At 69.7% G+C, this 17,264-nt stretch carries 17 protein-coding genes; 5 read left to right on the forward strand and 12 right to left on the reverse strand.

Annotated features, from left to right (window positions below; all coding sequences use genetic code 11):
* Positions 1-56 precede the first annotated feature (56 nt).
* Entirely contained in the window at positions 57-617 is a 561-nt protein-coding gene (locus ACQP2T_RS51575; RefSeq protein WP_433512130.1) for a TetR/AcrR family transcriptional regulator, read from the reverse strand.
* A gap of 147 nt (positions 618-764) precedes the next feature.
* On the opposite strand from ACQP2T_RS51575, the gene ACQP2T_RS51580 reads away from it, so the two are divergent.
* Entirely contained in the window at positions 765-1,529 is a 765-nt protein-coding gene (locus tag ACQP2T_RS51580) for an SDR family NAD(P)-dependent oxidoreductase (RefSeq protein WP_433512131.1), read from the forward strand.
* A 63-nt stretch (positions 1,530-1,592) separates the two neighbouring features.
* Here the strand turns inward: ACQP2T_RS51580 and ACQP2T_RS51585 are convergent, their stop codons facing one another.
* Entirely contained in the window at positions 1,593-2,264 is a 672-nt protein-coding gene (locus ACQP2T_RS51585) for a hypothetical protein (RefSeq protein WP_433512132.1), read from the reverse strand.
* Between the two features lie 92 nt (positions 2,265-2,356).
* Between ACQP2T_RS51585 and ACQP2T_RS51590 the strand changes: the two genes are divergently transcribed.
* Entirely contained in the window at positions 2,357-2,983 is a 627-nt protein-coding gene (locus tag ACQP2T_RS51590; RefSeq protein ID WP_433512133.1) for a TetR/AcrR family transcriptional regulator, read from the forward strand.
* A gap of 126 nt (positions 2,984-3,109) precedes the next feature.
* Positions 3,110-3,898 (forward strand): hypothetical protein, encoded by a 789-nt coding sequence (locus ACQP2T_RS51595; RefSeq protein ID WP_433512134.1) that lies wholly within the window; start codon positions 3,110-3,112, stop codon positions 3,896-3,898.
* Positions 3,899-3,953: 55 nt separating this feature from the next.
* Here ACQP2T_RS51595 and ACQP2T_RS51600 read toward each other — a convergent pair whose 3' ends face one another.
* Complete coding sequence (locus tag ACQP2T_RS51600; RefSeq protein ID WP_433512135.1) at positions 3,954-4,412, reverse strand: carboxymuconolactone decarboxylase family protein; 459 nt, start codon at positions 4,410-4,412, stop codon at positions 3,954-3,956.
* 161 nt (positions 4,413-4,573) lie between these two features.
* Between ACQP2T_RS51600 and ACQP2T_RS51605 the strand changes: the two genes are divergently transcribed.
* On the forward strand, positions 4,574-6,877 hold the full coding sequence (locus ACQP2T_RS51605; protein WP_433512136.1) for an ATP-binding protein: 2,304 nt from the start codon (positions 4,574-4,576) through the stop codon (positions 6,875-6,877).
* A 120-nt stretch (positions 6,878-6,997) separates the two neighbouring features.
* The gene (locus ACQP2T_RS51610; RefSeq protein WP_433512137.1) at positions 6,998-7,465 is read left to right on the forward strand and encodes an iron chaperone; all 468 of its coding nucleotides are present in this window, start codon (positions 6,998-7,000) and stop codon (positions 7,463-7,465) included.
* 62 nt (positions 7,466-7,527) lie between these two features.
* Here the strand turns inward: ACQP2T_RS51610 and ACQP2T_RS51615 are convergent, their stop codons facing one another.
* The 9 genes from ACQP2T_RS51615 to ACQP2T_RS51655 form a co-directional block, all read right to left on the reverse strand.
* Positions 7,528-8,454 carry a 2OG-Fe(II) oxygenase family protein gene (locus tag ACQP2T_RS51615; protein WP_358547338.1) on the reverse strand — a complete coding sequence of 309 codons (927 nt, stop codon included), beginning with the start codon at positions 8,452-8,454 and terminating at the stop codon, positions 7,528-7,530.
* A 116-nt stretch (positions 8,455-8,570) separates the two neighbouring features.
* The gene (locus ACQP2T_RS51620; RefSeq protein WP_433512138.1) at positions 8,571-9,248 is read right to left on the reverse strand and encodes a response regulator transcription factor; all 678 of its coding nucleotides are present in this window, start codon (positions 9,246-9,248) and stop codon (positions 8,571-8,573) included.
* Between the two features lie 48 nt (positions 9,249-9,296).
* Complete coding sequence (locus ACQP2T_RS51625) at positions 9,297-10,259, reverse strand: nucleoside hydrolase (RefSeq protein ID WP_433512139.1); 963 nt, start codon at positions 10,257-10,259, stop codon at positions 9,297-9,299.
* Positions 10,252-10,977: a GntR family transcriptional regulator gene (locus tag ACQP2T_RS51630; protein WP_364009775.1), complete on the reverse strand. Its 726-nt coding sequence runs from the start codon at positions 10,975-10,977 to the stop codon at positions 10,252-10,254. Before ACQP2T_RS51630 ends, ACQP2T_RS51625 begins: the two co-directional genes overlap by 8 nt.
* Positions 10,974-11,903 carry a ribokinase gene (locus ACQP2T_RS51635; RefSeq protein ID WP_433512140.1) on the reverse strand — a complete coding sequence of 310 codons (930 nt, stop codon included), beginning with the start codon at positions 11,901-11,903 and terminating at the stop codon, positions 10,974-10,976. Before ACQP2T_RS51635 ends, ACQP2T_RS51630 begins: the two co-directional genes overlap by 4 nt.
* On the reverse strand, positions 11,900-12,811 hold the full coding sequence (locus ACQP2T_RS51640) for a 6-phosphogluconolactonase (RefSeq protein WP_358177036.1): 912 nt from the start codon (positions 12,809-12,811) through the stop codon (positions 11,900-11,902). The genes ACQP2T_RS51635 and ACQP2T_RS51640 overlap by 4 nt, the downstream gene beginning before the upstream one ends.
* Before the next feature lie 11 nt (positions 12,812-12,822).
* Complete coding sequence (locus ACQP2T_RS51645) at positions 12,823-14,874, reverse strand: N,N-dimethylformamidase beta subunit family domain-containing protein (RefSeq protein ID WP_433512141.1); 2,052 nt, start codon at positions 14,872-14,874, stop codon at positions 12,823-12,825.
* A 4-nt stretch (positions 14,875-14,878) separates the two neighbouring features.
* On the reverse strand, positions 14,879-16,102 hold the full coding sequence (locus tag ACQP2T_RS51650; protein WP_433512142.1) for an ABC transporter permease: 1,224 nt from the start codon (positions 16,100-16,102) through the stop codon (positions 14,879-14,881).
* Entirely contained in the window at positions 16,099-17,235 is a 1,137-nt protein-coding gene (locus tag ACQP2T_RS51655) for an ABC transporter permease (RefSeq protein WP_433512143.1), read from the reverse strand. The genes ACQP2T_RS51650 and ACQP2T_RS51655 overlap by 4 nt, the downstream gene beginning before the upstream one ends.
* Positions 17,236-17,264 lie beyond the last annotated feature (29 nt).

Here is a 17,264-nt window from a genome sequence, read left to right on the forward strand (position 1 = left end):
CAATTCACACGCACGGTGGCTCACGCAGCAACTCACACTGTGGCTCGCACAGCGACTCACACGGTGAAGAGGGCGCGGTGCAGCATGCCCCGTACACGCCTGATGCGCCCCTCGCGGCGGACCAGGTCCTCGCTGGCCACGACGCTCTCGCCCATCGAGATGGCCAGCATCAGGTCCTCGATGTCGATGACCGGGTGGACGATTCCGGCCGTACGACCTCGCTCGAGCAGCGGCTCGAAAGAGGCGGCGATGCGGCTGTAGAGGTCGGTGAACCACTGCGTGTCCACCCCGGCGAGGAGCTGCGCGAGGCCGCGATTCTCCACCTGCATGTCCAGCACGAAGTCGAGCAGCTTCACCACACCGTCGGGGATCTCACGCAGCTCCGCCGCATAGCGCTCGATCTGGGCGGCGTTGTCCTCGAAGACCGTGGCCACGAGCTCTTCACGAGTCGCGAAATTTCGGTAGATGGTGGTGCGACTGACCCCGGCTACCCGCGCGACCTCTTCCAGCGCCACATCGTGGCCGTGCTCAGCGAACACCTGCCGGGCCGCCGACAGCAATCGGTCTCGGTTGCGGGCCGCGTCACGCCGCATCGTCGGTGGGCCGTCTTCACACACGGTCCAACCCTAGCGGGCATAAACGTACACAGGTGTACGGTTAGCTGATGTGTGGTCCCGCGTCCGCTGGATCACCTACTTCACGTACCCAGACGCCCCCTGATCACCAGGGCGTTGCATGGATCGGAGCACAACACAATGCGCGGTTTGCGGGAGAAGACCTTCATCGTGGCCGGTGGGGCGACCGGCATCGGCGCCGGCACCGCGATCAGGCTCGCCGAGGAGGGCGCCAACGTCGTCGTCGGCGACATCAACCTGCCCGGGGCGGAGTCCACCGTCGCCAAGATCACCGAAGCGGGCGGCTCGGCGATCGCGGTGCACTTCGACCTCGCCGACGAGCCGTCCATCAACGCGATGGTGGCGAAGACGATGGAGAGGTTCGGCACGGTGCACGGCCTGTTCAATGTCGGGGCGGACCTCTCGCCGGGCAACCTCGGGCGTGACAAGTCGCTGCTCGACACCGATCTCGACGTGTGGGAGCGCACCATGGACGTCAACGTGGTCGGGTACGTCCGGACCGTCCGCGCCGTACTGCCCCACCTGCTCGCGAACGGCGGGGGCAGCATCGTCAACACGTCCTCGGGCACCGCCGTGAGCGGCGGCGACCGCAAGCGCCCCGCGTACGCGGCCTCGAAGTCGGCCATCAACGCGCTCACGCGTCACATCGCCGGGAACTGGGGTTCGGCGGGCGTGCGCTGCAACGGTGTGATGCCCGGCCTCGTCATGGGCGAGACGCAGAAGGAGCAGAACGACGTCCAGCTCCAGAAGATGTTCCTGGAGATGGTCCCCACGACCCGCCTGGGCCGCCCGAGCGACCTGGCGGCGACCGTGGCCTTCCTGCTGTCGGACGACGCCGAGTGGATCAACGGCCAGGTGTGGGCCGTCGACGGCGGCGCCAACATGCGCGCCTGAACCGCCGCAGTTCGCTCCCGAACCATCGCCCACGGAGCCGTGGCCAAGCGGTGGAGCCGAGTCCTAACCCACCTGAGCGGGACGTTGCAGCAGACGGCGTCCCGCCCAGATGAGCGCCGTGAGCGCGAAGCCGTACACGGCGACCAGACCGTGGCCGTTGTCCTGCAGGAACCACATGAGCAGCCCAAGGGCCGGGACACCGACCGCCAGGACCCGCTGCTTCACGGCCCTGGTGCGGATCAGCAGGGCCAGGGCCAGGCAGGCGCCAAGGAAGTAGGTGGCACCCGAACTACCGGCGAAGTCACGGGGATCGGTGCTGGGACCGCCCATGCCGAGCAGGGCGTCGATGTGCTCCGGGAGGAGGACGCCGGCCAGGAAGAGGATGGCGCTCGTCCACGCGCCCCAGAGCCACTGGGCGAGCGCCGCCACGATGGCGAGGGTGGCGATGTTCCAGACGGCGCCGCCGACGCCACCGTTCTGCAGAAAAACCGACGTGAACACCCGCCACCCGCCACTCTTGGCGGGATCATGATCCAGCGCGGCCATGGCTCCCGGCCAGGACAACTGCAGCACGACTCCCGCCACGGCCAGCGTCGTCAGCACCACGGCGACCCACGGGACAGGACGCCCGCGCACCAGGTCGCCCACCGGCCCGCCCCCGAGCGCGCCGAGCCCGCAGTTGATCATCATCACCATCAACGCGGCCGTGGTCGCGAAGAACAGCAGCCCGTCCATGGTGGCCCACCTTTTCTAACAGTGTTTGAAACCGTACGGCTCACGCTAACACACGATTCAAACACTGTTAGAAAACGGGATACGGTAGTCCCATGAAGCTCACGAAGGAGCGGATCGTCGAGGCCGCGATCGACGCGTTCGCCGAGGTCGGCTACCACGGCCTGTCCATGCGCCAGGTGGCCGAACGGCTCGGCGCGCACGCGGGCAGCCTGTACTACCACGTGCGCAACAAGAAGGACCTGCTGGCGCTGGTGGCCGACCGGGTCTGCGGGCAGGCCTACGACGCGGGCACCGCCGCCCTGACCGCGCTCCCGCCCGGCGCCACCTGGCAAGATGAGATCCAAGCCCAGGCCGACGCGCTGCGCCACGTCATCCTGCGCCACCCCAGCGGCGCGATCCTGCTGGCCGACAGCCCCAAGCTGCTCAGCCCCGGCGCCCTGTCCCTCATGGAACGCCTCCTGTCCACCCTGGAGGGGGCGGGCGTACCCGCCGGCCCGCGCATCGTCGCCGCCGACACCCTCCTCAGCCACGTCACGGGGTTCGTCCTGCAAGAGCAGGGCACTCCTCCGGCACGGGACCTCACCCCGGACGCCTACGCCACCATGCTCGAACGCTTCCCGCGCGTCTTCCAGGAGGCTCCCGGGATGGGCCAGGACGAGAAGTTCGTGCGGAGCGTCCGCCTTCTGTGCGCGGCCTTCGAGTCCCTCATCGAGACGTGACCCAGGCAAGCCACCGACGCGTGCCGTGCCCCAGCGGCCTGATCCCCCGCAGTGCCCGACGACGTTCCGCTTGATCTCCATCAAGGGCATAATTGCGCGATTCACCCCTTCGGCGATGAGGCGGACATGGGCTGGGACGAGGAACTGAGCGCGGCGTTCGGGCTCCTGCTGGGCAGATCGCTCGCCGACTACGACCCAGCGGCGACGTACGCGGTCTACTACGGCGGCGACGTCCTCAACGAGATGGCGCCGCCGGCTGACTGGCTGAGCCCCGTCGCGCTCGCCGACCCGACGCCGAGGCCGCTTCCCGACCCTGTCTACCTGGACGAGGACCACCAGGAGTACGCCTGGCACTTCGACCTGAGCAACTCGTTCGTCCACTTCGACGAGGAGGTGCTCGACGGTCCGTTCTCCGGCGCTTTCGCCGACGACGTTCGTGCGGCCGCCATCTTGAACGGCGTCGATCTGCTGATCCGCGGCGCGGACCTGTCTCCCCTCCTGATCCGCCATGGCATCGACCTGACCGCCGAGGACCTCGGCGACTTCCACTACTCGATCACCGTGACCTTGCGCCTGGCCACCGACGGCACCCTCCTGGACGCCCTGCGCGCCGCCACCTTCACCCACCGAGGCCCTGCCCACCTCATCCCCATGGGCGGCGACGACGGCTACGTGGAAGAGGCCGAACCCCAATGGGAAAAGGCCCTCCGCCCCATCCAGAACCAGGCCCTCCGCGACCACCTCCGCTTCCACTGCGTGGGCGACGCCGACGCCGTCTCCGCGGGCGCCCAGTACCTCGCCACCGCTGAATGGCCCCCCGGCAGCGGCGCCGTCGAAGACCTGGGCGCCACCCTCATCGCCGGCTGGAGCTTCGGCGAATACCAGCACGGCGCCGCGGTCGTCCGCTTCCCCTAACCCCTGAAGTGACCGGTGGAAGCCCGTCCAAAGGCTCCCACCTCGCGCGACGCGCTCACCACTTGCCGCCCGCCTGCTGACGGGTCGGCGCGTTGAGGCGGTTGAAGGCGTTGGTGATGGCGATGTTGAGTACGAGCACGGCGAGCTCCTTCTGGTCGAAGTGCTTGGCGGCCATGTCCCATACCTCGTTGGGCACCGGGTCGGGCCGGTCGGCGAGCCGGGTGATGGCCTCGGTCAGGGCCAGCGCGGCGCGTTCCTCCTCGCTGAACCAGGGTGTCTCACGCCAGGCGACGACGGCGTGGGCCTGTTCGTCGGTGGCGCCGTGGTGGCGGAGCTGCTGGGCGCCACCGGCCACGCAGGGGCCGCAGCCGTTGATCTGGCTGGCTCGCAGGTGGCACAGCGCCAGCAGCTTCCCGTCCACTCCGGCGCCCACGATGGCCTTGTTGACGGCCATCAGTGCCTGCATCGCCTCAGGGATCAGGGTCGCCGGGTTCGGCATGCGTTCGGTGGGCATCGATCTCTCCTTCACGGTCGCGTTCCAACGGAGTCATCTGACCACCGGCGTGTCCGGAAGCGCCCCGTCCGTGGGACAGCGTGGGACACCCGGGATGCGGCCCATCTGCGGAAACGACCCTCTGTTCCGTGGTCTCGGGCTGGGACGGGTACCGTGTGCGGGTGTCGAGCGCACCTGAGCACCTGACCGCCCAGCTCACCCAGATCAAGGAGTTGAGCGGGCTCAGCGTGCGCGCCCTCGCCCGCCAGGCGGGCCTCAGCAGTTCCTCCCTGTCCCGGTACATGACCGGCCGGCTGGTGCCGCCGTGGGAAGCCGTCGTGGCGCTGTGCCGGGTGGTGGCCCGCGATCCCCGTCCGCTGCGCGCGGTGTGGGTCGAGGCGTCCAAGGCCGGCGCGGCGCCCAGCCCGCGCCGGAACGACCTGCCGGCCGACCTCGCCGACTTCACCGGACGCGAGAGGGAGGCGGCGCTGGTCGAGGAGCTGCTGCGTACCACGGGCGCGGTCGCGATCGACGGCATGGCGGGCGTCGGGAAGACCAGCCTCTCCGTGCACGTGGCGCACCGGCTCGCGCCGTCCTTTCCCGACGGTGGGCTCTATCTCGACCTGCGCGGCTTCACTCCTGGCCAGGAACCGTTGGAGCCGTCGGCCGCGCTCGGCCGGCTGCTGGGCGCCCTGGGTGTCGCGCATCCTCCGGCCGACACGGTCGAACGCGCGGCACTCTGGCGGTCCGAACTGTCCCGGCGCCGGGCACTCGTCCTGCTCGACAACGCGGTCGACGCGGAGCATATACGTCCGCTCCTTCCTGGCGCGGGCAAGTCCGCGGTGCTGGTCACCAGCCGCAACCGGCTGGTGAGCCTGGACGGGGTGCCGCCGGTGTCCCTGGAGGCGCTTCCCCCTACGGACGCGGCGTCGCTGTTCGGCCGGGCGGCCGGGGTGGATCTGGCCGAGGAGGAGGCGGTCGCCCAGGTGCTGCGGCAGTGCGGCGGCCTGCCGTTGGCGCTGCGGATGGCGGGCGCGCGGCTGCGCCACCGGCCGGGTTGGACGGTGGCGGTGCTGGCCGAGCGGCTGCGTGACAGCCCCGGTCGCTTCGACTCGGTGTTCGGCATGTCGCTGCAGCAGCTCGACTCGGTCCAGCGCCGGGTGTTCCGGTTGCTGGGTGTGCTGCCCGGCGCCGACTTCGACGCGGCGGTGGCGGGCGCGCTCGCCGACATGACGCCGGACCGCGTCAACGCGGTGCTGGAGGAGCTGGTGGACGCTCATCTGGTCCAGGAGCCCTCGCCCGGACGGTACCGGCTGCACGACCTGATCCGACGGTACGCGGCGGACATCGCCGCCGATGAGGAGCCACAGGCGGATGCCGCCGTGCACCGTGTCCTGCGCCACTATCTGGCGCAGGCGACCACCTACGACAGGACGCTGCCCCTGCCTCACCGCAAGGAGGGCGATCCGGCAAAGGCCGTGGCGCCGCTGAAAGGCGCCCCGCACTCCGCGGCCGCCGCCATGGCCTGGTTCGACACCGAGTACGCCAACCTGATCGCCTGCTTCGACGCCGCTGTCCGGCTCGGCGCGGACGAGGTGGTGGCGGAGTTGCCGCCGGCCATGCGCGTCTGGTTCTTCCGGCATCGCGGAACCGACGACCAGATACGTCTGCTCGAAGCGGCCGCGGCCGCCGCCGAACGTCTCGGGCGCGACCAGCGGCGTGCCTCACTGCTCGTGGATCTCGGGTTCGCCCGCGCCGCCGCCGGACGTCTCACCGAGGCGCTCGCCGCGTACGAACTGGCCGAAAAGTCCGGTGTGGCCGATGACGAGCTGGCCGGAGCGCTGGCGCTGCGTACCGGCTTCGTCCGCCGGGATCTCGGCGACTTCGAGGCGGCACAGGCGAAGTTCCGGCTGGCGCGCCTGCTGTTCGAGAAGACCGGGCATCGCTCCGGACGCTCCCAGGCGCTGGCCTTCGACGGATGGGTGACCCTCCACCTCGGACGGCACGGCGAAGCCGCCGAGCTCGCCCGCGCGTCACTGGCTCTGGCCGATGGGCCCGCCCGGATGACCGGGCTGGTCACACTCGGTGTCGCCCTGGCACCGGACGATCCGGCGGAGTCGCTGCGAGCGTTGCATGAGGCGTTGGAGCTCGCCGAGGCTCAGCACAACAAGGCGTGGTGCCACAACTATCTCGGTGTCGCGCTGCGCGTCATGGGTTCGTTCGACGAGGCGCTCGAACACCATCGGCAGGCCTTCGCGCTGCTGGAACCGCTGGCCGAGGCTCAGCTGGAGATCGACTTCCTGCCCGCGTACGCCGAGACGTGCCGCGCGGCGGGCCGCTACGACGAGGCGCTGGCGCTGCACGAGCGCACGATCGAGCTGGCGCGCAAGCTCGGGCGGCCGCACAACGAGAAGCTGGCGCGTGAGGCGTACCAAGCCGTCGTCCCAGCCGGCGGCCATGGAACGGACTCGCGTTTCCGCAGCTAGACAGCGTTCCCGATGTCCCACGGTGTCCCACGGACGATGCGGGTCTGGACGCGCCGGTGGTCAGATGACTCGTGTCGGAACGCACCGACGAACTGCCACCCGGACGGAAGGAAGCCCGCCATGAGCACCGCCAAGACCACCACCACCGAGGCCGCCAAGAAGTACGACGGGTTCACCGATGAGGAGCGGAGCGCGATGAAGGAGCGCTCCAAGGAGCTGAAGGCGACCGCCCGGCGCGGCTCGCGCTCGGCCAAGGCCGACGGGGAGAGCGAGGTGCTCGCCAAGCTCGCCGAGATGTCGGAGCAGGACCGCGCCACCGGCGAGCGGCTGCACGCCATCATCAAGGCCAACGCGCCGGAGCTGTCGCCGAAGCTGTGGTACGGGATGCCGGCCTACGCCAGGGACGGCAAGATCGTCTGCTTCTTCCAGCCCGCCACGAAGTTCAAGACGCGGTACGCCACGCTCGGCTTCAACGACCAGGCGTACCTCGACGACGGCACGATGTGGCCGACCGCCTTCGCCCTGACGACGCTGACCGCCGAGGACGAGGCGCGGATCGGCGAGCTCGTGAAGCGGGCGGCGGGCTGAGGGACGCTCCGGCAGCCACCAAAAGGCCCTGCCCACCGCCCGGACGCTCAGGACTCGGGTGACTACTTTCCCAAGCCCTGGAATCTGTTCTCGATGAAGTCGCCCCATGTCGCGTTCAGCGTCATCAGCTCGCCGTCCACCATCTTCCACTGCCGGGCCTTGTGCGGCGGGTAGGCGAAGAGCACGGACGACAGGCGCCGGTAGCCCGCGGGCATGGGCCGTGTGTGCACCCGATGCGTGGACGGCCGGAAGCGTCCGTCGGAGGCGCTGGTCAGCATCCGGCCGATGTTGCACAGGACCACGTCGGTCTTGGCGATCACCGGCTCGACCCAGGTGCCGTCGTGCAGGACGTACTGGAGGCCCTGGTCGGAGGGGGGAAGCTGGAGACCGAGCATCTGGATCCCCGAATGCTCGTGCGCCAGCACCCGGCGGTCGCCGACGTCCCGGTAGTTGATCACCCGCAGGTTCGTCGCGTCACGCGACAGCTCCAGCTCCGGGGTGCCGTCCGGCAGCATGCCGCGTACGACCTCGCCGAAGCGGGAGATCAGCCGGAACGCGATGTCGAACACCTCGGTGGCGGCGGTGCCGAAGGCCGGGAAGGCGCGAATGAGGTCTCCGGCGCCGGGCGGCTGGTCGGAGATCATGGCTCCGCTGACGTGAATGAATTCCTTGGGATCCGGTACGCCGTTGGCCAGCCGGGGGATCTCCGAGTTGTACGGGAAGAACCCGTGGGTGCCGCCGACGCCTAATTGTGGCACGGCTGTGTGCGTGTAATCGGAAAGACTCGGCTCGGTCGACGCACAGGCCGCGGCGAACTCGTTCATCATGGTCTCGACGCGGGCGCCGATACCGGGCACCTCGGCGGCCATGAATCCCCATCCGGTCAGCTGTGACCTGATGGCTTCCGTGGCGGACGTCATGTCCGCCTCGATCTCCGCCGACCGGACCGTGGGAACTCGACCACTGAGCTCCAGGGGAGGGATTTCCATTGTCGCTCCATTTCTCGATGATCTTTTCCTGTTTGCGGTTCATACCTTTCATTGGGGGGCGGCCAAGAAAGACATATTTTTGGGGCGCGAACAAAGCGAATCAATTCCGGTGATGCTTACATGGCCTTCGGCGGCGCGGAATCCAGTCCCAGCCGCTGGGCGACCAGGGCCACCTCTGTCCGGTTGGAGCAGTTGAACTTCACCAGCAGGTTCGAGACATGCCGTTTGACGCCGTGGACGGATATCCCCATGGCCCGGCCGATCTGGTGGTTGCTCATCCCCCGCAGCAGCAGGGTCAGCACGAAGCGCTCCCGCTGGGTCAACTTCCCGTCCAGGTGTGTGTCCGGGCGGTGCGCCGTAGTGGGCACGTCGCCGCGGATCAGCCGGTCGAAGGTGCGGGCCAGGCTCGCGACGTTGATCTCGTCCCACAGGAGACAACCGGCCACACCGTGCCGCCAGGCGAGGCGCGAGACGATCTCTCCTTGCTCCCGCACGAGGGCCAATATCCTCGGGCGGTTTCGCCGGGGACCGCCGTCCAGCACCTCCGGCAACATGGTGAGCGGTATCACCGCCACGTCGAAATCCTCGCCGGCGAGCCGCGATCTGGCCTCCGCCGCGCTCCGCCCGACCGCGGCCTTGGCGACGTTCGGCACCTTCATGAGCAGCAGTGGCAGCCCGTAATAAGAGACCTCGTTCATGGCGAGGCAGAAGACCGACAGCTTGGAGCACCCTGTCCGGTGGCCGGAAAGGGAGGCTGGGAACGGCCTGGTGACCTCCAATGTTCTCGTACTCATCGCGTGATCCCTTCTTCTTGATCCATGAATTGCGGATCCCGGATTAGGTCATAGATTCGGTGGCTTATCCGGGGTTAGTGTGTTGAGGAAGTGCTGGTAGAACCGGTCGGCGTCGACCGCGCGTGCGCATCTGACAGGCCGCCCGTCAGGGAGCCGGACGATCCGTCCCTGGCTCTCTCCTTGGGTGATCACGTCGCAGCGCACTGTCTCGAACGTGCAGATGTCGGGTTCGGCCAGATAGGAAGTGGTGAGGCTGTCCCAGCAGCAGTACGGCAGGCCGGTGGTCTCCAAGGTGCCGAATGTCAGCGCGAGCAGCGATCCGGCGAGGTCGCTGACGTGACAGCCGTAGTGGCGGCCGAAGGCCCGGACGAAGTCGTGGGTCACCGGCACGAGGTTGGTCACGTCCAGGGGGAACATCGTGATGGGGACGGAGGAGTCGAAGACCCGCTTGAGCGCGTCGGGGTCCCAGAAGACGTTCCATTCCGCGCTGCCGTCGTGATCCGGCTGTCTGACGTTGCCGGCGACGTCGAGCGCGCCGCCCATGAAGACCACCTCCTCGATGCGTGACTCGACCCGCGGGTGGTGATCGAGACACCAGGCGAGGTTGGTCAGCGGGCCGGTGGCGAGCACGGTGACGGGAGCCGGCGCCCGCATGAGCCAGGTGGCGAGCTGTTCGTGCGCGGGAAGCGCGTCCGCGTCGCCGGGGCGCTCATCCTTCTGGTTGAGCACGGGTAACGCGTCCGCCCGCAGGGCGTCGATCCGCCAGGCGAGCGGGAACGGGTTGCGTCCGGGCAGCACGCCCACGGCCGTCGGCACGTCCCTGCCCACCAGGTCGAGGATCTTGTGGGTGGCCGACAGGGCCGGCCGGGGAAGGCAGTCGGCCGGGGTCACCGCGACTCCGCGCAGGTCGACGTTGTCGTACTGGGTCAGCAGGAGAAGCGACAGCAGGTCGTCCGGTGCGCCGTCCTGGTCGAACAGAACCTGACGGCGGCGTCCCAAGGTGTCAGTCACGGTGCCTCACCAGGTGGAAGGAGAAGTCGGTGCCCCGGTGGTAGTCCTGGGAGTACAGCAGCGGCCGGCCCGCGCTGTCGTGGTGGGTCTGGATCAGCAGCAGCCACGCGCCGTCGGCTTCGAGGCTGCCGATGCGCTCCGCCTGTGTCTGGCTGAGGGTGACGGCGCGGACCTGGGTGATCGCGTACGCGATGTTGTGGCCGTACTCGGTGAGCAGCTGGAACAGCGACCCGGTCCAGTCCACCTCGTCCAGCGGCCGGCCGATGAGCGAGCGGGGGAACAGGTCGATCGAGTAGAGCAGCGCGTCGTCCTGGTAGCGGCGCAGGCGCTCCAGCCGGACGATGGCCTCGCTGCCGGGTAGCTGAAGCAGTTCGCGCTGGTTGCGGTCCGGTTCCGTCGCCGCGATGTCCAGCACTGTGTTGACGCCGGTGTAGCCACGGCTGGCCAGCATCTCCGTCACGCCTTCGAGGCGGGTCAGCGGGCGGTCCAGGCTGGGCTGAGAGGTGAGATACCGGCCGTCGCCGTGGCGGGACTGGATGAGTCCTTCCTGCTCAAGGAGCTTGAACGCTTCTCTGATGCTGGTACGGCCGACGTCGAAGAGGGTGATGAGCTCGTTCTCCGAGGGGAGTCTGTCCCCGGGGCGCAGCCCCTGTTCGACGATCAGCGCGTGGAGCCGATCGCGTACCTGGATGGCGAGGGTGGGGTGTCGTCGTGTCACGTGGTTCTCTCCTGCCCGGACGCACCTTGGAGCGGAGCGACACCGAGCTCTGCGGCTGATGGATAACTGGGAGCACAGAACCGGCGCGTGACGGAAACGGCTGCCACCCGGCAGGCGAGCCGGACTCCTTGCGCCAGGCTCGCGCCGGTGCAGAGGGCGGCCGCCAGGGCCCCGGTGAAGGCGTCACCCGCGCCGGTCGTATCCACAGCGTTCACGCTGGGTACGTCGATCAGCATAGTGCCGTGGTCGTCGGTGATCTCGGCCCCGTACTCGCCGCGGGTGACGATCACCGTGCGCCCTCTGGTTCTGCGGCGCAGGCACTCCACCGCGTCGTGTGTGTCCGAAGCCAGCGCGGACAGCTCGCTCTCGTTGAGCACCAGCACGTCGGCCCGGCTGAGCAGGTCCTCTCCGGTTTCGCTGAGGAACGGTCCGGCCGGGCTGGGGTTGAGCAGGACGCGCACGTCCGGCGAGGCGGCCGCGGCCGCCGCCGACGAGGTCGCCACGGGGATCTCACCCTGAAGGACGAGTACGGAAGTGCCCGGCAGTTCGGACACTGTGGCGGCCGCCCGGGAAGGGGGGAGCAGGTTCGCCGCCCCCGGCCAGGTCATGACGATCTGCTGACCACGCGCGTCGACGTAGACGAAGCTGCGCCCGGTCGCGATGCCGTCGGCCGTGGCGCAGTCGCCCACCTCGACGCCGTCGGCGCGTAGCGCGGCCAGCGCCGTCAGCCGGTCGGTGTCGTCTCCCAGGCAGCCGACGAAACGGGTGGGCGCGCCCAGCCGAGCCGACGCGACCGCCACGTTCGCCGCCTTGCCGCCGTGCGCGGTGGCGTAGTCGACGGCGTCGACGCTCTCCCCCTTGGCCGGCAGGTGGTCGCCGAACATGTAGAGGTCCACGGTGTAGGCGCCGATGGCGAGGACGGTCATGAGCCGAGCCCTAACGCGCAGGGGGCGATGCTGTCGGCGTCCAGGCTCACGTGCACGTTGGGGTGGCGGTGCGCGAGGGTGACCGGGAGCTGTACCTCGGGTTCGGTGGTGAGCAGGAGGACCCGCACGATGTAGCGCTTCCAGGCGCCTCCGTCGGTGATGAGGTGCAGCCTCCGGGCCGACAGGATCTCCGACATGCCCAGGGTGATGGCCATGCGGGGAATGGCCTGGGTGTAGCCGCCGGTCACCCGGTGGGAGTGGGCCATGATCGTGTCGTCGAGCAGCGGGACGATGCGCGTGGTCGAGGCGGCGAACTCCTCCAGGCCGTAGTGGTGCCAGCGCGTCGTCGGCGGCTCGTTGAAGGCCAGATGTCCCCGGTAGCCGAATCCCGCGAAGCAGGTGTCGGCGCCGCCCACCTGGCGCAGGCGCGCACCGTACGCGTCGGGGTCGAACACGTCCGGGTAGATGATGTTGTCGGGGTGGGGCCGCAGATCGGGGTCGAGCAGTTGGTAGAGGTTGCGGTCGCAGTAGCCGCGGAAGCTGAAGGGGTGTGACGGGTCCACGGGCCGGCCCTGCCAGTCGAGGAACTCGTCCATGTGGAAGGCGAAGACCTCGGTCCAGCTGATGCGCTCCTGATTGCAGATGCGGGCGAGGATGGGATATTGCGCCTTGGGGCCGACGGGGAGGATCCAGCGGGTGGGTTCGCCGCGCATGTTGTTCGCGCGCAGCTCGTCGGCCATCTGGCGGGCCAGCCGGTGATAGAGCTCGGTGGTGTCGGCGTACACGGTCAGGGGGTGGCGGGCGATGGCCGCGAGGTCTTCGGCGGGCATGGACAACTGCTCATCGGTGAGGTCACTCGACTTGTCGGGATAGGGGTAACCAATGTGCCGCTCGCTGACGTTGGTCATGTCACTCCTCCTCACAGGGGCGGGGAGAGCAGGAATCTGGACAGGACATTTCGGGTGACGCGTCTGATGTCGCCGTCGCAGCAGGCGAGGCTGGCAACCCAGTTGATGGATCCGGCCGCGAACACCGCGCCGCCGTTGCCGAGGCGTCGCAGGGTCATGTCGGCGCGGACGGTATGCGCGCCCAGCGCGGCCTCCTCGGTGGCCGGCTGGTAGTGGTGGCTGTGCCCGCCCGCGGATGTGGCCAGCAGCAGGGTGCCGGGCGGGGTGCCGAGCTCCGGCGCGGCGCGGTCGATCTCGTCTCCGGCCGCTCCGCCGAGCGCGAGCCCGCAGCCGCCCACGGTGTCCGTCTCGACACCGGCGAAGATCCAGGACGCGTCGTCGCGGTAACTGTCGGGCAGGCGGGTGTAGCCGGGTGCCGGCCCCCAACCCTGGGCAGCGAAGCCGACGCCGAGGAGCTCCTGTGGTGCCAGGCCCCGGTGGCGCCAGAGCCCGCCGGGCTCGCCGGTGGAGGTGAGGGCGTCCTCGTCCGGCTCGTTGTCCCACCAGTCGCCGGCGTGGCCGCGGCGGACCTCGATGGCGTGAGGGTGGCGGGGGTCGACGCCGGTCACCCAGTAGAACCCGTTGCCGCCGAGGTACATCAGCCGTCCGCCGCCGGACACGTACGCGCTCACGGCCGCGCGCTCCGGCGCGCTGATGTACTCGGGGTGGCTGCCGGTCATGACGACGCGGTAGCCGGCGAGCAGGCCGGCTCCGCCCGCGTGCACGTCCTCGTCCGTGAGGACGTCGAAGTCGAACCCCTCGGACCGCAGCCAGCGCAGGAGCAGGAGGTCGGCGGAGAAGTGCCGTGGCGCTCCGGTCATCCACCAGCGGTAGCCGGGGGCGAAGTTCAGCACGGGGCGGCGCCCGGAGGAGTAGTAGACGGGGCCGCCCTCCCGCCGCTGGTCGTACAGCGACAGGCCGAGCTCCCGGTGGTCGTTGAGGTAGACGTCCGTCGGCGAGAGCGTGATCCCGTGGTCGGTGACCCGCGAGTAGTCCCCGAAGTACTCGGCCTCGCTGACCTGGCGGTGGTTGGCATAGGCCAGGTAGGTGAAGGTGGGCAGGACGACCGCGGCCGGAGCGCGACCCGGACCGGTGGGACGGACGACCACCGGGATGACGCAGGACTGGCTCCGGGTCCGCAGGCGGATGCCGAGCACGGTGGAGGTCGTCTCCTCCGGGATGGTCACCGCGCACGTCTCTTTCCATCGGGCGTCGTCGAGGTCTTCAGGACTCACCTGTACGGCGGTGCGGTCCGTACCGTTGCCCGGCCCGATCAGCCCGGCGAGTGGCCGGTTGACGGCGCGGGCGTGATGGCCGTTCCCGCTGAGGTCGGTGACGAGTGGAGCACCCGGATCGATGGACGCGTCCCAGAGGGCCACGACGTCCTCACCGAGGTGCTTGGCCAGCTCGGAGCCCGTGGTCAGGTCGAGCAGCGGAGCGCACGTGGTGATCAGGCTGCTCGTCAGCATCGGCAGGGCGATCCGCCCCACGAAGGAGCCCGCTCCCAGCCGCAGCTCTCCGGTCCCGTGCGGCAGCGCCAGGCCAGCGGCCCGCGCGCTCACGCCGGCCACATGGACGGTGGTCATCGACGGCGTCGCCTCCCAGGCCATCACCAGCAGCGACCAGGATCCTCGCTGAACGGCGGTGTGCCCATGGCAGCTCAGGAGTCCCGATGTCGTCTCCAGGCTCGCCTCGGCCCGGTTCTCCTCGTCCAGCGCGAGCAGCAGTCGCCAGCCAGGTGTGCCCAGTTCCGCCACGACTTGGCGGATGCCGAGCCGATGCGGGCGAATCCACAGCGCGACGCTCCCCCTGGCGGGCACCGGGACGGAGGCTTCCAGGTGGGAGCCGGGCTTCAGGGGTTGTGGCGCGAGGGAGATCGGCGCTGCCGGGGTGCGGGTGGCTTCGTCTATCAGGTCGACCAGGTCCACGGTCCCGGCTCCCGGCGGGCCCGCGGCGTACAAGGTCAGCCGCTGTCCGGGGACGGCGGACCAGCGGTCGGCGTACCCCATCAGGCGCGGTTCCATCCGCTCACGCACCTCCTCGGCGGTACGGGATGCCGACGCAGGCCGGCATGCGCAGCCGCTGGGCGACCGTAACCAGCACCAGCAGGGTGACGAGGTACGGCGTGGCGTAGATGAGCTGTGTGGGGACCGAATCGGTGCTCTGGAAGACCGCGAAGGCGGCCACGCCGAGCAGCGCCAGGGTCAAGGGCAGGCGGGGCCGCCGGCGTACGAAGACGATCGCCGCCGTCCACAGCAGCACGGCGGCCAGGAGCAGCAGCACGTGTACCGCGCTCGGCTCACGCAGTTGCAGGGCGTCGGCGTACCCGAACAGCAGGGCGCCACCCGCCGTGCCGGCCGGGCGCCAGTTGCCGAAGATCATGGCGGCGAGCCCGATGAAGCCCCGGCCTCCGGTCTGACCCTCCCGGTAGATGGTGGAGGAGACGGTGACCAGGTACGCCCCGCCGAGTCCGGCGAGCGCACCGGACACCAGCACCCCGTAGTACCTCATCCGCTGGACCGGGACCCCGAGCGAGTCCGCCGCGGCGGGGTGCTCGCCGACGGAGCGCAGGCGCAGCCCGAAGGCGGTCTTCCAGAGCACCGCGAAGCTGACCGGGATCAGCGCTACGGCGAGCACGGTGAACCAGGAGACCTCGTGCAGGAATCCCCGCAGGATGCCGCTGACGTCGGACAGGAGGAACCACCGGCTCCGCTCCAGCTGTCCGAGCAGGTCCGGCGTGCCCCAGCCGCCCGCCAGGAACGGCATGCTCACGGTGCCGATGGCACCCGTGACGGGAGGCGACTGGGTGGCTCCCGCCCCCGGCAGGCCGCTGAAGGCGATGACGGACAGGAAACGGGCGACGCCCACCGCCAGGATGTTGACGGCGATGCCGCAGACCACCTGGTCCACGCCGAACGTCACGGTGACGACCGCATGGAGCAGGCCGGCGATGACGCCGCCGAGCGCACCGGCGAGCACCCCGGCCCAGACACCGTAGAAGTGGCCGGCCCAGGCCCCGCACACGGTCCCGATGATCATCATGCCTTCGATGCCGAGGTTGACGACGCCCGCGCGTTCGCTCCACAGGCCGCTGAGGGCGGCCAGCCCGATGGGGACCGCCAGCCGAAGCGCGGCGCCCATCGCGCCGGAGCCGGTGAGGGCCTCGGCTCCGGTGAAGGTTCTGACGGCCGACATCGCGAGCAGGAGGATGAGTACGGCGAGCAGCCGGCCGCGCGGATTCTTCATGGTCATGTCGCGGGCCTCACCGGCTCGGGCGTGACGACCGGGACGCTCTCCTCGCGCATGAGCCGGGCGGCGCGCCTGAGGTCCATGCGGCGCACCACCTCATGGGCGCCCACGACGCTGATCACGATGACGCCCTGCATGATCGTGACGATCTCCTTCGGCAGGCCCTGGATGTCGAGGATCAGCGCCGAGCGCTCCAGGAAGCCGAAGAGCAGCGCGGACAGCGCGATGCCGACCGGGGTGTTGCGGCCGAGCATGGCCACGGCGATCCCGGTGAATCCCGCCCCGGAGGGGAAGTCCACGCCGTAGCTGTAGGTGTTGCCCAGCAGGTCCGGCAGCCCGGCCAGGCCGGCCAGCCCGCCCGAGACGAGCATCGTGACGAGGACCATGCGGCGTGGCTCGATGCCGTGGACGTGGGCCGCCGCCGGGTTCAGCCCGCTGGCCTTCAGCTCGTAGCCGTACCGGGTGCGGGTGAGCAGCAGATGCACCGCCACCCCCAGCACGACCGCGCCCAGCGCGGCCCCTCCGAGGTGGGTGCCCGCGGGCAGCGAGAGCCCGAACAGCGACACCAGCCCGTCGAGTTCGGGCAGCCGAGCCGACGGCGGGAGCTCCGGCGTCGATCCGGAGGCGCTGCCGACCGCGAAGAAGTCGGCCAGCAGATAGGCGATGACGGCGGTGGCGACGTAGTTCAGCAGGAGCGTGGACAGCACTTCCGAGACCCCGCGCCACACCTTGAGCACCGCGGCGATCCCGGCCCAGAGGGCGCCGGCGAGCACGGCGACCAGGCCGACCAGGGCCAGGTGCAGCGGAGCGGGCAGATTCACGGACGCGCCGACGACCGCGGCGAACAGCGCGGCGACGCGGTACTGGCCTTCGACCCCGATGTTGAACAGCTTCATGCGGAAGGCCACGGCCACGGCGAGGCCGGCGAAGAAGTAGATCGCCGACCTGTTGACCGCGGAGACGAGCGAGTCCGGCCGCAGCCCGAACTCCAGCATCGTCAGGTACGCCCGTCCCGGCGAGGCGCCCACCGCGGCGAGGAGCGCCGTGGTGACCGTGAGCGCGATCAGCAGCGCGAACGCAGGAGCAGTGAGCGCGCTCAACATCCGCCTGGTGAGCGAAGCTGCGCTGGGGGACATCGGGCCTCCTCTCCTCCTGGGTCGATCGG

Origin of the sequence: Nonomuraea sp. CA-143628 (assembly GCF_050942315.1) — a bacterium.
Taxonomy (GTDB): Bacteria; Actinomycetota; Actinomycetes; order Streptosporangiales; family Streptosporangiaceae; genus Nonomuraea.

What these genes read in the sequence shown, in the direction of transcription:
- ACQP2T_RS51585 (WP_433512132.1), bottom strand. Translation starts at nt 2,264, where the DNA reads ATGGACGGGCTGCTGTTCTTCGCGACCACGGCCGCGTTGATGGTGATG.
- ACQP2T_RS51590 (WP_433512133.1), top strand. Translation starts at nt 2,357, where the DNA reads ATGAAGCTCACGAAGGAGCGGATCGTCGAGGCCGCGATCGACGCGTTC.
- ACQP2T_RS51595 (WP_433512134.1), top strand. Translation starts at nt 3,110, where the DNA reads ATGGGCTGGGACGAGGAACTGAGCGCGGCGTTCGGGCTCCTGCTGGGC.
- ACQP2T_RS51600 (WP_433512135.1), bottom strand. Translation starts at nt 4,412, where the DNA reads ATGCCCACCGAACGCATGCCGAACCCGGCGACCCTGATCCCTGAGGCG.
- ACQP2T_RS51610 (WP_433512137.1), top strand. Translation starts at nt 6,998, where the DNA reads ATGAGCACCGCCAAGACCACCACCACCGAGGCCGCCAAGAAGTACGAC.
- ACQP2T_RS51615 (WP_358547338.1), bottom strand. Translation starts at nt 8,454, where the DNA reads ATGGAAATCCCTCCCCTGGAGCTCAGTGGTCGAGTTCCCACGGTCCGG.
- ACQP2T_RS51620 (WP_433512138.1), bottom strand. Translation starts at nt 9,248, where the DNA reads ATGAGTACGAGAACATTGGAGGTCACCAGGCCGTTCCCAGCCTCCCTT.
- ACQP2T_RS51635 (WP_433512140.1), bottom strand. Translation starts at nt 11,903, where the DNA reads ATGACCGTCCTCGCCATCGGCGCCTACACCGTGGACCTCTACATGTTC.
- ACQP2T_RS51640 (WP_358177036.1), bottom strand. Translation starts at nt 12,811, where the DNA reads ATGACCAACGTCAGCGAGCGGCACATTGGTTACCCCTATCCCGACAAG.
- ACQP2T_RS51645 (WP_433512141.1), bottom strand. Translation starts at nt 14,874, where the DNA reads ATGGAACCGCGCCTGATGGGGTACGCCGACCGCTGGTCCGCCGTCCCC.
- ACQP2T_RS51650 (WP_433512142.1), bottom strand. Translation starts at nt 16,102, where the DNA reads ATGACCATGAAGAATCCGCGCGGCCGGCTGCTCGCCGTACTCATCCTC.
- ACQP2T_RS51655 (WP_433512143.1), bottom strand. Translation starts at nt 17,235, where the DNA reads ATGTCCCCCAGCGCAGCTTCGCTCACCAGGCGGATGTTGAGCGCGCTC.